At 35.2% G+C, this 14,695-nt stretch carries 11 protein-coding genes; 1 reads left to right on the forward strand and 10 read right to left on the reverse strand.

What is annotated here, in order from left to right; all coding sequences use genetic code 11:
- Positions 1-849 precede the first annotated feature (849 nt).
- The 7 genes from DYH56_RS00005 to DYH56_RS00035 all read right to left on the reverse strand — a co-directional run bounded on the left by DYH56_RS00005 (position 850) and on the right by DYH56_RS00035 (position 7,773).
- Positions 850-1,956, reverse strand: a complete 1,107-nt coding sequence (locus DYH56_RS00005) for an ABC transporter permease (protein ID WP_114640790.1) — start codon at positions 1,954-1,956, stop codon at positions 850-852.
- Positions 1,957-2,086: 130 nt separating this feature from the next.
- The gene (locus DYH56_RS00010) at positions 2,087-2,479 is read right to left on the reverse strand and encodes a GxxExxY protein (protein ID WP_114640791.1); all 393 of its coding nucleotides are present in this window, start codon (positions 2,477-2,479) and stop codon (positions 2,087-2,089) included.
- Between the two features lie 131 nt (positions 2,480-2,610).
- A complete protein-coding gene (locus tag DYH56_RS00015; protein ID WP_158538990.1) occupies positions 2,611-3,810 on the reverse strand; it encodes an efflux RND transporter periplasmic adaptor subunit in 1,200 nt (399 codons plus the stop codon).
- Positions 3,811-4,369: 559 nt separating this feature from the next.
- On the reverse strand, positions 4,370-5,614 hold the full coding sequence (locus DYH56_RS00020; protein ID WP_114640793.1) for a TolC family protein: 1,245 nt from the start codon (positions 5,612-5,614) through the stop codon (positions 4,370-4,372).
- Positions 5,526-6,311 carry a tyrosine-protein phosphatase gene (locus tag DYH56_RS00025; RefSeq protein ID WP_114640794.1) on the reverse strand — a complete coding sequence of 262 codons (786 nt, stop codon included), beginning with the start codon at positions 6,309-6,311 and terminating at the stop codon, positions 5,526-5,528. Before DYH56_RS00025 ends, DYH56_RS00020 begins: the two co-directional genes overlap by 89 nt.
- Positions 6,311-7,036: a CpsD/CapB family tyrosine-protein kinase gene (locus tag DYH56_RS00030; RefSeq protein WP_233499966.1), complete on the reverse strand. Its 726-nt coding sequence runs from the start codon at positions 7,034-7,036 to the stop codon at positions 6,311-6,313. The genes DYH56_RS00025 and DYH56_RS00030 overlap by 1 nt, the downstream gene beginning before the upstream one ends.
- On the reverse strand, positions 7,036-7,773 hold the full coding sequence (locus DYH56_RS00035) for a YveK family protein (protein WP_114640795.1): 738 nt from the start codon (positions 7,771-7,773) through the stop codon (positions 7,036-7,038). Before DYH56_RS00035 ends, DYH56_RS00030 begins: the two co-directional genes overlap by 1 nt.
- Before the next feature lie 1,276 nt (positions 7,774-9,049).
- Between DYH56_RS00035 and DYH56_RS00040 the strand changes: the two genes are divergently transcribed.
- On the forward strand, positions 9,050-9,322 hold the full coding sequence (locus tag DYH56_RS00040) for a hypothetical protein (protein WP_114640796.1): 273 nt from the start codon (positions 9,050-9,052) through the stop codon (positions 9,320-9,322).
- A 42-nt stretch (positions 9,323-9,364) separates the two neighbouring features.
- Here the strand turns inward: DYH56_RS00040 and DYH56_RS00045 are convergent, their stop codons facing one another.
- The 3 genes from DYH56_RS00045 to DYH56_RS00055 form a co-directional block, all read right to left on the reverse strand.
- Complete coding sequence (locus DYH56_RS00045) at positions 9,365-10,645, reverse strand: adenylosuccinate synthase (protein WP_114640797.1); 1,281 nt, start codon at positions 10,643-10,645, stop codon at positions 9,365-9,367.
- A gap of 682 nt (positions 10,646-11,327) precedes the next feature.
- Positions 11,328-12,044 (reverse strand): tRNA (guanosine(46)-N7)-methyltransferase TrmB, encoded by a 717-nt coding sequence (trmB, locus tag DYH56_RS00050; protein WP_114640798.1) that lies wholly within the window; start codon positions 12,042-12,044, stop codon positions 11,328-11,330.
- 1,126 nt (positions 12,045-13,170) lie between these two features.
- Complete coding sequence (locus DYH56_RS00055) at positions 13,171-14,442, reverse strand: 3-deoxy-D-manno-octulosonic acid transferase (RefSeq protein ID WP_233499967.1); 1,272 nt, start codon at positions 14,440-14,442, stop codon at positions 13,171-13,173.
- Between the last annotated feature and the right edge of the window lie 253 nt (positions 14,443-14,695).

The following is a 14,695-nucleotide window of genomic DNA, read 5'->3' on the forward strand; positions in this document are numbered from 1 at the left end:
ACAATAAAATAAAGTCATTCTTTTTTAAATTTAAAATAAATATATTTTTCTTAAACTTTTCAAAAAAAAAAATAGGTTTCCCTATCTTTTTAAAATTTTATATTCAAAATTTTGATATATTTTTCACTAAATTGTAATTACTATGGTAAAATACAGAAGCCTTATCCCAAAACCTTCATCACAAAGTAACCGCTAGGGTTATCACCAAAGAACTACTCGTAAAGGGCATCACCAAAATAACTAGAACTTATCAAGTAAGTTGAGAATTTTGCGATATTAGTTTATTACATAAACATAGAACTTTGAGAAAATGAGGTAATGAGTTACACAAAGAAAAACTCACAACGCAGAGACTCAGAGCTCACAGAGATTCTCAGAAAATTTCTCTTTTTCTTGGTTTAAAACGAAGTTTATAGTCGTCGAGCTTCACTCTTTAATTTTGAAGGCGATATCACTTTCGCAGTAATTATTCTACCAAGAGCGATATACAGATTAAGTCCCGCAATGTAATGAGGACTGTAACCCGTAAGCTCGTAGCTATCCTATCCCTGCTTAGAAGCTATTTTCAAAATTTGAGCTTTTCTTTGGTTCGTTTCTTTTGCTCACCAAAACGAAATGAACCCAGTTAAGGGTGGAACCCTTAGAACCTTAGAACCTTTCCCTTTACGGTGTTTCACGAGTATTCAGATTAGCTTTCTAATTTAAAAGCTAATCATGAAATGTGACAAAGAGACACCAAATTTAGGATATAAGAGAAAGGCAGCTATGCTGTCTTTCTCTTAACTTTTTGTTAAATTCAAACAAAAAATTATATTTGTTTTTCTAAAATTTTTATAAAAATAAAAAATTCTAAATCTTCATCGCCTCTACAGGCTCCAGCCTGGCTGCCTTATATGCCGGCAGACTCCCGAAGACTATCCCCATCCCTATGGAGGTAAAAAATACCGTCAATATCTGCTCTGCATAATATATGGACGGAATACCTATGATTTTCCCAACAACATAGGCTCCTATGCATCCCAGGATAATTCCTATAGCTCCCCCTAGAGTGGAGAGGATGGTAGATTCCAGTAAAAATATCTTCAGTATATTTTTCTTACTCATCCCCATGGTTCGGAGGATCCCTATGCTGGGGGTCATCTCCCGTACCGAATTCAACAGTAAGTTGCTTATTCCCAGGCCTCCCATTACAAGGGCTGTTATCCCTACTGCTCCCAGGAATATATTGATCATATTTTTTATCTTTTCTATCTTTTGGTATCTGGCATTCCCCTCCAGGATTGTATATCTGTTCCTATAATTTTTCCTGGATAATATCTGGATTACATAGTTTGTGGTCTCCTCTATATCCTCCCTGTCCTTATAGGTGACTACCACCGTATTGACAACTCTATTGCTTCCTAAATTATTATATTCATCTGCATCCATGTAGATGGGTCCCAGTCCCAGATCCTCTTTGTATACTCCTATTACCCGGAGTTCTACAGGTTTTCCTGTGCTCAGATTTATCTGAAATATTTTTCCAACGGCATGAGATGTCTTAAATATTTTTTCGGCTGTTCTGTCGCCGATCAGGACTTCCCTTCCCCTGATATTGGCAGTGCCTTCAACCTCTAATTCCTTTCCTTCAATGGCAGATCTCGTATATCCTTCCAGCTTTACCTTATTCAGTTCATCATAACTGACCGTCATATTCATCTCGGGAGAAAATACATAGTCCACTACGGGGAGATTTTCCAGTAACTTCAGGTCCTCTAAGTCATATCCCCGGCTGCTTCCTATCAGGACCCTGTTTTCTGCTATGCTGGCTAGGTCTTTTTTTACCGCTGCTTCTCCTCCGCTGGATATGGCAAATATCCCCATGATAGAAGCTACTCCTATTATTATCCCCACCAGGGGTACTGCACTCCGGAGTTTATTTCCCATAAGAATACGATATACCATCCAAAAAATCATATTTTTCTCTCCCTTAAACTTTTTATATAAATTAAAATCTATAAACCTTTGTCACGAATTACACGAATTAAGAAAATTTATCAACACAGAGACTCAGAGTTCACTGAGATAAGTCTTTTTTTGTCGCAGATTACACAGATTCACTCAGATTTTGCATAACCACTCTTTCTATTTCTAAACTTTTATTACCAAAATTAATTATGATACCGATTTTTTTTCCTGTAGCCTTAAGATAATTTGCTATTTGAGCTTTATGAACTTCAATTATTTTTGAAGTACATTTTAATTCTAATATTATCTTATCTTCTACAATTATGTCAGCTATATAATCACCAATAATTTTATTTCTAAAACTTATTTTAATTGGCTCTTGTTGTCTTGATTTCAGATTTTTTTCTTCAAATAATATCATTAAAGCATTTTCATATACTTTTTCTAAAAATCCAGTTCCTAACTCTCTGTGCACTTCCATAGCTAAACCAATAATTTCATAAGATAATTCTTTATATAAAAATTCTTTCATATTTATCACTCCATAAATAATCTGCGTCAGTCTGCGTAATCTGCGACTAAATCTTTTTAATCTTTTTTATCAGTTTGGTGTTCATTGGTGGCTAAATTTTTTATTGTTTTTTTCGTGACTAATCTTTTTCTCTATTGATTACTTTTTACAAGAACCTTCTCCCCGTCCCTTACCTTAAACGGGTTCACCACTACTTCCATTCCTTCCGGGAGATTTAACACCTCATATTTTGACAGGGTCTTTATTCCTGTCTGTATCTCTACCCTTCTGGCCCTGTTATTTTCTATTATATAGACATAATTTTTACCGTTTTCCTCTATTACAGAAAAGGCATCCACTACATTTATCCCGCTGAGTGCCTTCCCTGAGATCTCCACTCCTACATTGGCTCCCGGCAGCAGTCCTTTAGTATCATCCAGTTCCACAGTGGCAGTCAGATATCTTTCTTCGTTATTTCCGTTTTTCATCACCACGGCTACACTGGAGATAGAGATTACCTTACCCCTGTATCTTTTTTCTTCCAAAGAACCCTTGGAAATAATATCTACACCGGCTCCTGTAGCTACTCCCTGGGACTGATAGACTGGGATAAGCACCTTCACTTCCAGTCCGCCATCCAAAGATGCAAAACTTAACAGTGGTTTTCCCGGAACTGCCATCATCCCGTTTTCCACAAAAACTTCAGTTATTATCCCGTTTTCAGGAGCTGCCAGATTCCGGCTCATCTCCTTCATCTCTTCATCCAGTCCGTCTGATTTTATCTTCAGTCTCTGCTCAGCCAGGGATATATCCTTTATTACATTGTTATATTCCAGATCTTTTAATGCAGCATCTGTTATGTATTTATTCGCTTCCAGGGAAGATACCCCGTCCTGCTCCAACAGTTCTTTCATGATTTCAGCCGTACTGTTGGCGTTGTCCAACTGGAATTTTACAACCTTTTCCTTTCTTTCTAATTCTGTCAGTTGTTTTTCCAGAACTTCCACTTCTAATTTTTTTTCCTCTAACTCAATAAAAATACTGGAAACACCTGTATTTTCAAATCCATTGGATCCCACCCCGCTGAATACAATCAGTTCGTCTCCTTTTTTTACCATGGTTCCCGGATTGATATTCACTTCCTCGATGATCATGGGAACTTTTTTATACAGTCCGTAGGTTTTTCTGGCATTTACTATTCCTTCAAATTTCAAATTTTCAGAAATATTTTCATTGCTTATCTTTACCAGCCTCACCGAAGCCGTATCTTTATTGTTTTTATTTTTTAAAACTGTAAAGCCTCCCCCTATAATTAAAAGAGCTGTTACAGCTATAATTATTTTCTTTTTCATATTCATCTCCTAAATATCTAAAACTTTTTTAATTTACTAATAAAATCTTCACTCCTTTAGTACAAAGAAATCCTTTTTTGCCACCAATCTACACTAATTTATAAACTTTTATTGCTATGGCACAGAAGTTTTTATTTTTTTGTTTGAAGCGAAGTTTATAGTCGTTGAGCTTCAGCTGTACTGTTCCTACAGTGACAATCGTGTATTACTTATTAAGACAACTTATAAACCTTCTTGATCTTCTTTGGTTCGTTTCTTGGATCAAGCTAAGAAATGAACCCGTATTAAAGAGGGACTCTTTAGAACTATTCCCTTTACGGAGTTTCGCGAATATTCAGATTAGCTTTCTAATTTAAAAGCTAATCATGAAATGTGACCGCTGGGACACCAAATTTTTGTTTATAAGAGAAAGACAGCTCCGCTGTCTTTCTCTTAACTTTTTGGATTTCAAACCCATAAAATATAAAATCCTGTTTTTTCGTGACCATTGGTGTTTATTGGTGACTAAGTTTTTTTCTTCGTGTGCCTCAGTGTTCTCTTTTCTCCGTGATTAAGTTTCCTATCTCCACGCATTTTCATATGTATCTACAGCTAACATCAGTTCCCTCTGAAGGGTATAATAATCTTCCTCTGCTGCTCTCAGTTTATCTATACTGTCTAAGTATTCAAATGAACTCATCAATGAATTATTGTATCTCAGTGTATCTATCATGGCATTTTCATCGGCTATTTCCACCTTTATATTCTGTGCCTCCACCTGCCTGGACAGGGTCATCATATTGCTGTACTTTTCCTTGAGTTCCAGTACTACCTCATCCTTCATCTTCCTCAGATCAATGGCGGCCTGATCCACCCTGTACTGGTTTTGAGCCACAGTATCCATATCTGCACCCCAGCTGAATATATTCCAGTTAAATCCTACAGCTATTCTATAGGAATCCAGACCATCGCTGTCCCTCTTGAAATTCTTTTCAAACCCCAGTCCTACTTTGGGGTAATATGCCGCCCTGGCTATATTTACATCTATCTCACTTTTTTTCAGATCTATCTCACTTTTTTTCACCCTGCTTCCCTCATCCAGTGCCTTTGCTATATCGCCGTCCAGGAAAAATTTATTCAGATCCAAAGCTGTATAATCAAATTCTTCTATGTTTAAAGGCTCATCCATGGATATTCCCAGCAGGATCTGCAGTTCATATGTTTTTATCTCAGCCTGCTGATTCACTCCTAATAAGGTTACTTCATTACCCAGTATATCACTCTTTACCCTGAGTACATCGGATTTTTTCACCAGTTTATTGCTGCTGTAGAGCTTTTCCAGTCTTTCCCTCTGCTTATTCAGGGTATTGTTTACCCCGAGTAAAATATCTGCCTGTTTTTTTAAGTTCAATACCTCAAAATATTTTTCTATAACATCTTTTCTTATATCATATTTTAACAGGATATTAGTCAGGGATATTTTTTCCGACTCTAACCTGGATTTTTTATATTCATTGGTGAGTTTCCCCCCTGTAAAGAGCGGCATAGAAATCCTGGCTTCCACTCCTGCACTTTTATCAAAGGGATTCAGGTTATCATCATAGGCGGTATCACTTCCATCCACACTGATGGATACTTTAGGTAAAAATGCTTTCTTTTTCTTTCTTTCTTCCAGTTTTTTTATATCCAGAGTAATTCTTTCCCTTCTTATCTCCGGATTTTCATTTTCTGCAATCTTAAGTGCTTCTTCTAAATTTAAATCTTTTGAAAAAACATTTAATGAAGTTATCGTCATCAATGCCAGTATCAGAAATCTTTTTTTCATCTATAGTCCCCTCTATATCCTCGTTATTTATTATTTTTTCAGGATTTCCCATAAGGAGTCTTTCCCTGGTTTTCCTCCCGAACTTATTGTCTATCTCCATTATTATATCTTCCAGCTCATAGTTCCTGTATTTTTTGTCGTGAACATCACTGGCCAGAATATCTACAAGGTTTAAGTCTATCCACCTGTATATTTCTTTTTTACATCTCAGTGATTTGAGGTTTACCTGGGTCACAACCCCTATTTTTTTAAATTTATATAAGGTTTTAAAATTTATAAAAGGATACCTTTCCACATGAGCCAAAACCGGCCTGTATCCCAGATCTATGATTCTTTCCAGTGATTTTTTTAAAGCCATGGGTGTCATCCCCGGGATGGCTTCCACCAAAATATAATTACTTCTATTCAAAGTTTTTACTTTTTTTTCTTTGAGTGCACGGAGGCCGTCCAGATCTAAAAAAAGTTCATTCCCCTCCAGAAGTTCCATATCTATCTTGTTTATCTCCAATTGATCTCTTAATTTTTTTAAAATCTTATCATAATTTTTATTTTCATACCTTCCTGCTCTGTAATGGGAGGTACAGCACATTTTCTTATATCCTAATTTTTGAGCCGATAAGATCAACTCTATTGATTCATCCATACCTTTGGAGCCGTCGTCTATTTCGGGCAGAATATGGCAGTGGAGATCTGTCATTATTTATCCCCTTTTATATATTCCTCATAATAACTGTAATTATTGTTGTAATACCCGTAATTCCCGTATGAATAACCTCTTTTATCTATCTTATTTACTACTATTCCGTAGATATTGGCTCCTGCACGATCCAGCATATCTTTTGACTGAAGCAGTTCCTTCTTGGATACCATATCATATCCGCAGACATAGACTACCCCGTCTGCATATTCCGAAAGAATCACTGCATCGGTAGCTACCACAAGGGGAGGGGTATCCAGTACTATAAGGTCATATTTCCCTCTCAACGCCTTCAATAGATCTTTCATCTTGTTCCCCAAAAATAATTCCGTTACATTCTGGCTCAGATGCTTGGAGGGCAGGATATCCAAGTTTTCCTCTATATCTTTCAGGATTACATCCTCTATTTTTTTATCTCCCAAAAGAACACTTCCCATACCATGAGTTATCTCTATTCCGAAACTGCTGTGAGCCCGGGGTCTCCTTATATCACAGTCTACCAGGAGTACCTTCTCCCCGCTTATAGCTACAGACATGGCATAGTTGGCAGCTATAGTACTCTTTCCTTCCCTTGGGATGGTACTTGTAAAGACCACTATCCTGTTTTCTTTTTCCTCCATAAAATGTATATTGGTCCTGAGAACCCTGAGGGATTCTGCCAGATGACTGTCCTGGTCCCCTTTAAAAAACATCTTTCTTTCACTTGATATCTGTTTATCCATCATTATTTCTCTCCCATTTTCTCAATATTAAAATCCGGTATGTTGGCCAGAACCGAACATCCCATTATTTTTTCTATATCCTCAGGTTTTCTTAATTTACTGTGTAAAAATTCAACCATAAAGGCTGCAAAAACTCCAACCATAACTCCCAGTACCATTGAAACTGCCAGGATAAGAGCTCTTTTTTTAGGCAGAGCTTTTTCAGGTACTGTTGCTTTTTCTACAATTTTTAAATTTTCAAAACTCATTACTTTTTTTATCTTTGAAATAAATTCTCCTGCTACCTCGTTGGTCAAAAGAGCGGATCTCTGGGCATTTTTATCCGTATAACTTATCTTAATGAACTCTGTGTCATCCACAGGAGTTACTTTCAATAAGTTTGCTATACCTTCCGGTTCCATATCCAGATCTAATTTTCTGATTACACTTCTCATAATACTCTTACTCTTGGCTATCTCTGTATATGTTGATACTAACTTCTGGTTTTTAGAAATTTCAGCATTATCCAGGTTGTTTACCGAATAGATCTGCCCGCTGGATACCATAAGAGTGGCTTCTGCCCGGTATATGTCCGGTCTTGTCATGGCGAAAACAGCCCCTAAGATCATTACCGGCAGCGCAGTCATGACAATAAGTTTCCAGCTCCTTATGAGGATAAAAACCAGATCCATCAGTTCTATTTCATCATCTTCATTTTCCCATTCATATCTCAAATCTTCCTCTCTTTTTTTTCTTTTCAATTTCTTTCCTCCTAATTTTTTTATCTTTTTCTTATATTTTTTATTTTTTTATATTTCAACAATCATTCTACCACAAATAATAATAAAAAAATTTGCATTTCTTAAATTTTTTTCTGCTGTCTGAAATTTCAAATAAATTCCACATCCCAATACTAACTTATAATACAGGAGGCTAACCGCTTTTCATTTTACCACATTTTTATTCGACAACTAAAATTATTTTAAGTTTTGTTTAAGTTTTTTTCTTTACACTAAACTCTCTGAGAAATGAATCCGTATTAAAGAGGGAATCTTTAGAATCTTTTTTTTTGAAACAGATTACACAAATTTAAAATCTAATTTTCACAGATTGTTCATCACTAAGAAATGAGATCACTAAGTTCCACAAAGATAAGATATTTCTTTTCAGGCTAAAAATCGAAGTTTATAGTCGTTACACTTCAGCTGTACTGTTCCTACAATGACGATTGTGACTTACTTATTAAGACTACATATAAACCTTCTTGACCTTTTCCGTTACTTTTCTTTCCCACATTTAAAATTTATTCTATAAATTAGAGTAAACTTTAATAATCGTGGCATCAAGGTATCCCGTATCAAGGGCGGAATCCTTGGAACTTTCTTCCCTCCTTTTATGGTTCCCATCACATTTAAAATTTATTCTAAAGTTAGAATCAATTTTAATATTCGTGACACCACCAAACTTAGAATATAAGAGAAAGATAGCTTTGCTATCTTTCTCTTAACTTTTTGTTAAATTCAAACCCACTTTTTATTAAAATTCTTTTTCTTTTGATTTTTAAATTCCGAAGTTTATAGTCGTTACACTTCAGCTGTACTGTTCCTACAATGACGATCGTGACTTACTACACTAAGACAATTATAAACCTTCTTGATCCTCTTTGGTTCTGTTTCTCAGATCAAGCTGAGAAATGAACCCGTATTAAAGAGGGACTCTTTAGAATTTGTTTCTGTCGCAGATTTTTCAGATTACTATATTTTGAATTTTGAATTTTGTACCTTCAATATTCACCTGTTGAATCATATCTGTATGATAAGCGATAGGATTCCTATGAATGATTTATTAACTTCAGATGAGAAATTTTAAAAAAATGATTATATATTGTCAATGAGGGGGATTTTATTAATAATTGACGATAAAAAAGCAACGTGACGTTGCATCCAGACAGGTAGTATTTTGATGCTGTCCTTACGGGTATAATTTCCTAATAATAAAAGTCTTCAGCACTCTGAACTAAAAAAGGAGGTAATTAATATGAAAAAAACATTTTTATTTTTTTTCCTTGCCATTTTAATCGGTGTATCGATAAACATCCCGGAAAATGATGGGCAGACCGTTACCGCCCTGACCGGTTCTTCCATAACTGCCTCTGGTACGGATGATGATACCGACCTGGCTGATTCTTTTCTGACTGCCTTTGGTATGGACGATAAGGATTCCAACGGTTCTGTCAGTACGGGTTTATCAACCATATCCACCATATCTACCAACCAGGTAACACCGCCATTTACCCCCCATCAAAAATAAAAACAAGAGGCAGCCGAAGCTGCCTCTTATATGTATTATCTATTAAAATTCTTTTCTGAATATATTTTGAGTTCTGTCCGGACCTACTGAAATCATAGTGATCTCACATCCGATTATTTCTTCCATTCTAGCTATATATTTTTTACAGTTTTCAGGTAATTCATCGTATTCTCTGATCCCTGTAATATCTTCAGACCATCCTGGTAATGTTTCATATACCGGTGTTGCTCTCTCAGTCATCTCGATAGCTGACGGTATAGTAGTCCATACCTTTCCGTCTATCTCATATCCTGTACATATCTTTAATTCATCCAATCCGCTTAATACATCTATCTTTGTTACTACTACATCTGTAAGACCGTTTATCATTACCGCATACTTACCTACTACAGCATCTAACCATCCGCATCTTCTTGGTCTGCCGGTAGTTGCACCAAATTCGCTTCCAACTGCTCTTAAATTTTCTCCTGTTTCATCATTTAATTCTGTAACGAAAGGTCCCTCTCCTACTCTGGTAGTATATGCTTTCATAACACCGATTACTCTGTCGATCTTAGAAGGGGCTACACCTACACCTGTAGTAACTCCGCCAGAAGTTGGTGAACTAGAAGTTACATATGGATAAGTTCCATAGTTGATATCCAGCATCATAGCTTGAGCTCCCTCAAACATTACTACCTTGTCGTTATCTAATGCTTCGTTGATCTCAGGAACAAAATCACCTATTCTATGCTTTAATTTTTCAGCATATTCTGTAAAATCTGCCATGATTGCATCATAACTCATAGGTTCTGTATTATAAATTTTTGTAAATAATTCATTCTTTTCATCTAAGTTTATCTTTAATTTTCTTCCTAATGCTTCCATATCCAACAAGTCTACTGCTCTTATTCCGCATCTGGCTATCTTATCGGAATAACAAGGTCCTATTCCTCTTTTTGTTGTACCGATCTTGTTTTCTCCTCTGGCTTCTTCCTTTACGATATCTAATTGAACATGGTAAGGCATGATAAGATGAGCTCTATCAGAGATAAATAAGTGATCTACCTTAGCTCCTTTTTCCTCTAAAGTTGATAACTCGTGTAATAATACCTTTGGATCCACTACTACTCCCGGCCCGATTACACATTTACCATTTCCGTGTAACATCCCTGAAGGTAATAAGTGAAGGATAAATTTCTCTCCATTTACTACTACTGTATGTCCTGCATTATTTCCACCTTGGAATCTAACTACATAATCAGCCTTATGTGCTAATACATCGATAATTTTTCCTTTACCTTCGTCTCCCCATTGCGTTCCTACTACTACATAACTTGCCATGATCCACCTCTTCTTAGATTTATTTTAAATATTTAACTGATCCAACACAGAGATACAGAGATCACTGAGTTTCACGGAGTAAAATATTATTTATATATTTATTATTACTTATTTATTTTTGCCACCAATTTACACTAATTTTAAAAGATCTGCTTTTGGTTAAAAAAAACCTTTTTCTTTGTCACGAATCACACGAATTTTTAAAATCAAAATCTTTCTATTTTTGACACTGACTAAAATCTGACTTTTTTGCCACCAATCAAATATTTTACTGCTATAGCACAGAAGTTTTCTTCTTTTTGATTAAAAATCTTTTTCTAGATGTTATTCTACTTCTTAGTAAATATTCTACTTAGTCGTACAACAGAATAAGTTCCGCAGTGAAGCGAGGACTGTAGCTGTAAAAAGACGAGTATTTCCTCTGACCTACCCCTATAACATCAAATGGTTATTGCTTCAGCTTCTTTTACGAAAAGAAACCATAACGAGAAAGTATAAGAATCTTCTTACTTTTCTTTGGTTCGTTTCTTTTTCTGCATTTTTATTTTTTTCTAATGTTATTAGAGGAAAATAAAATATTCGCATATCTGAAACAGAGTCCGTTAAGGGTGACACCCTTAGATCTTCTTTGTTAAGACTTTTAATCCGAAATTTATAGTCGTGCTACTCATAACTAGTTTTTTTATTTTTTACCTAATTTCTTTATCTCTATATAATTGATATTTTTTTGGTGCTTATATGTAAACAGACTTTCAAATTCAGTCATGATATTTTCCTCTGCCAATGGACTGTTATGCAGGTCAGCAGTATGATATACCACCTCATACCCTTCTACTTCCGGCATAAATTCTAATACGTCTTCATAGTATTTATCATGATCCGTTTTAAAGAATAGCCTTCCGTCTTTTGCTAAAATCTCATCTAACAGGGCAAATAACTTTGGCTGAAGGATCCTGTTTTTTTCCTTCCCTTCCCATGGATCCGGGAAGTTGATATACAGCCCTGCCATCTCTTCATGACCTATAAAGTTGGTGATCTCTTCTCCACGTCTTTTTATAAACAATAAATTGTCTAATCCTAATTTTTCAGATCTTCTAGCTGAAAGAACCAGTCTTTTAAATCTTATCTCCAAAGCCATATGGTTTCTCTCAGGATACCTTACACACATGTTGTTGGCAAACATTCCGCTGCCAGAACCAATCTCCAGGTAAATTGGATGTTCATTTTTGAAAAATTCATTCCACTTACCCTTATAAGAATCCATAACTTCCTTATCATACATGATATGATTTGGATGTTCTGCTAACTTTACCATATATGGATTATAATGTTTTCTTTCGTAGTTAAAAAAGTGTTTCCACATCTCTCCTACATTGTTATCATTTTTTATATTTGACATCTTGCCTCCAATTTTTATCAACAATACCTTAATACTTCTATGTTATATATATGTTTTTTTAGTTATTATTTTGTATTTTTGTCCCTGTCATTTTCAGTACATTTCAGTATACTAAAATTTCCATATTCTGTCAATATCACTCTTTAAAACTAAGGTAAAAATAATTTTTACCACAGACAACCCTAATGAATAAAATATTTTCAGAACCTTCTATCATACTCCACCTGTTTCCGCCTCTAGCCACATTCTAAATTATTTTATTTCAAATAAAAGTAATTTAGATACTCGTGTCTCTGGCGGACAAAGCTCAGTTTTGTTTGTTTTTCTATTTGAAGTTTATAGTCGTTGAGCTTCAGCTGTACTGTTTCTACAATGACGATCGTGTATTACTCATTAAGACAACATGGTTTTAGCTTCGGTTTCTCTTTGACATCGTAATTTTCTTATAGCTATAAGAAAATTTCGTACTCGTCAATCGAGAAACCATAAAAAGGAAGAGTCATAAACCTTCTTGAACTTTTTCGTTAATTTTTCTTTCCCACATTTAAAATTAAGTTTTAAATACACTTAATTTTAATAATCGTGGCATCAAAGTAACTCGTATTAAAGGCGAAACCTTTAGAATCTAGTTTTTGTCGCAGATTACACAGATTTACTCAGATTTTTAGAACCTTTCCCTGCCACCAATCTACACTAATTAAAGAATTAATGCTATTACACAGAAGTTTTTAGTATAATCCATAGAACGCGGATCTCTATCGAGATACACAGAAAATACTCTGATTTTCACAGATTAAAACACTTTTTTCTTGGTTATAACCTCTCTTTGGTTCTGACTTTAATCCCTTTTTCTAGATGTTACCTAACTTCACAGTAAATATCTTACGAGTTTCGTCGTGCCCACCATGCCCGTCAGGCATCCCACTAAGAAACGGGGATCCACGGTCTCACTCTATAACATCATTTAGAAAAAGTCTGCTTTTCTTTCCTCTATTTCTTTTTCAGAAAAAAAGTAAATGGAGCCAGTTAAGGATGGAATCCTTAGGTCTTTCTTTGCAACCAATCTACAGAAATCTTAATCTTTTGAACGCGGATCTCTTTGAGTTCCTACAATGAAGATTGTGACTTACTTTCGATTCATTATCTTTTCAAAGGTCAAATCCACCACATGGCTGTTTTCCTCAAAAAACTTATCTATCCTGTTTTCTATATCAATTTTACTGTCTTTATTTCTCGGTGTTTTATTTTCTAATTCATAATTCTTAACTGCCTTGTACAGCTCCTCTACCCCATTCACCTGTGTCCCGATCTCCCTGGCTGTTACTTCCCTTGCAATACTCCTTACATTTTGAGTAAAAGGCCCGAAAATAGGTGGTTTCCTGTAAAATAATGGCTCCAGTAAACTATGTCCCCCTACATCCACCAGAGTCCCTCCTACATATGCTATGTCTGCGATGGCGTATAATTTACGCAGCTCCCCTATCTTATCCACTATTATTATCTCCCTATCTTTCTTGGATAATTCTTGAATTATCTCTACATCTGAAGGGGAAAATTCGCTTTTTTCCTTATAAATATCTGTCCACCTTTGATAGTTATATTTCTGCAGCAGCCTTTCACATATATCTGTGGTCCTCTCTATATGCCTGGGTACCAATATCAGGAGGTAGTTATCTAACTTCTCAAAAACTTCCAGCAGATACTCCTCCTCGTTGTCTCTTGTACTCCCTGCTACCAGTATTTTTCTGCCTTTTGCATTTATTTTTCCCCTTAAATCATCCAATTCTTTTTTTTCATATTTCGGCAGTTCAATATTAAACTTTAAATTTCCATAGTTATAAACTTTATCCTTAGGAGCTCCTAGGGATATAATTCTTTCTTTATCCTGCTCAGTCTGCATGATAAATATGTCTATCTTTTGAAAAATTTTCCCCAGTAAAAATCTTATTTTCAGATAGGAACCTATACTCCTGTCTGAAATTCTTCCATTTATCAAAACTACCTCTGATTTTCTGGAGCATGAAAGAATTAAGTTGGGCCATATCTCAGTCTCTATGATCACTAATTTTTTTAGTACTATCCTTCTTAAAATTTTCTTTATACAAAAATAATCATCCAAGGGAAAAAATAAAAGGTCTACCCTGGCCTCATCTGCATATTTCTTCCCGGCTGTTTCCATCCCGGTATCCGTCATCATGGTCAGGAGAATTTTTGTACCTGTTTTATCCAAAAATTTATTTATTATAGGTTCCGCTAAATTTACCTCTCCTACAGATGCACAGTGAATCCATATGGTCTCTTTTTTTTCCCTTATGTTTATCTTTTGAAACAACCTTTTTTTTACAAATTTTCTCAACTTATTGGAAAATATCATCCCTACCCCTAAAGGTATGTACAATATTATTCGTATTAAATTATATAAAATTATCCTTACCCCCTATGTGCTCCGCACAAATTAATAAGTAAGGGCAATTCATGAATCACCCTTTATAAATTTATTTTTTCCAGATTTTAAAAATCGAAGTTTATAGTCGTTGAGCTTCTGCAGTACTGTTTCTACAATGACGATTGTGACTTACTTTCTAAGACAAGATGGTTTTAGCTTCGGTTTCTCTTTGACATCGTAATTTTCTTATAGCTATAAGAAAATT

It is taken from the genome of Psychrilyobacter piezotolerans (assembly GCF_003391055.1).
Classification (GTDB): domain Bacteria; phylum Fusobacteriota; class Fusobacteriia; order Fusobacteriales; family Fusobacteriaceae; genus Psychrilyobacter; species Psychrilyobacter piezotolerans.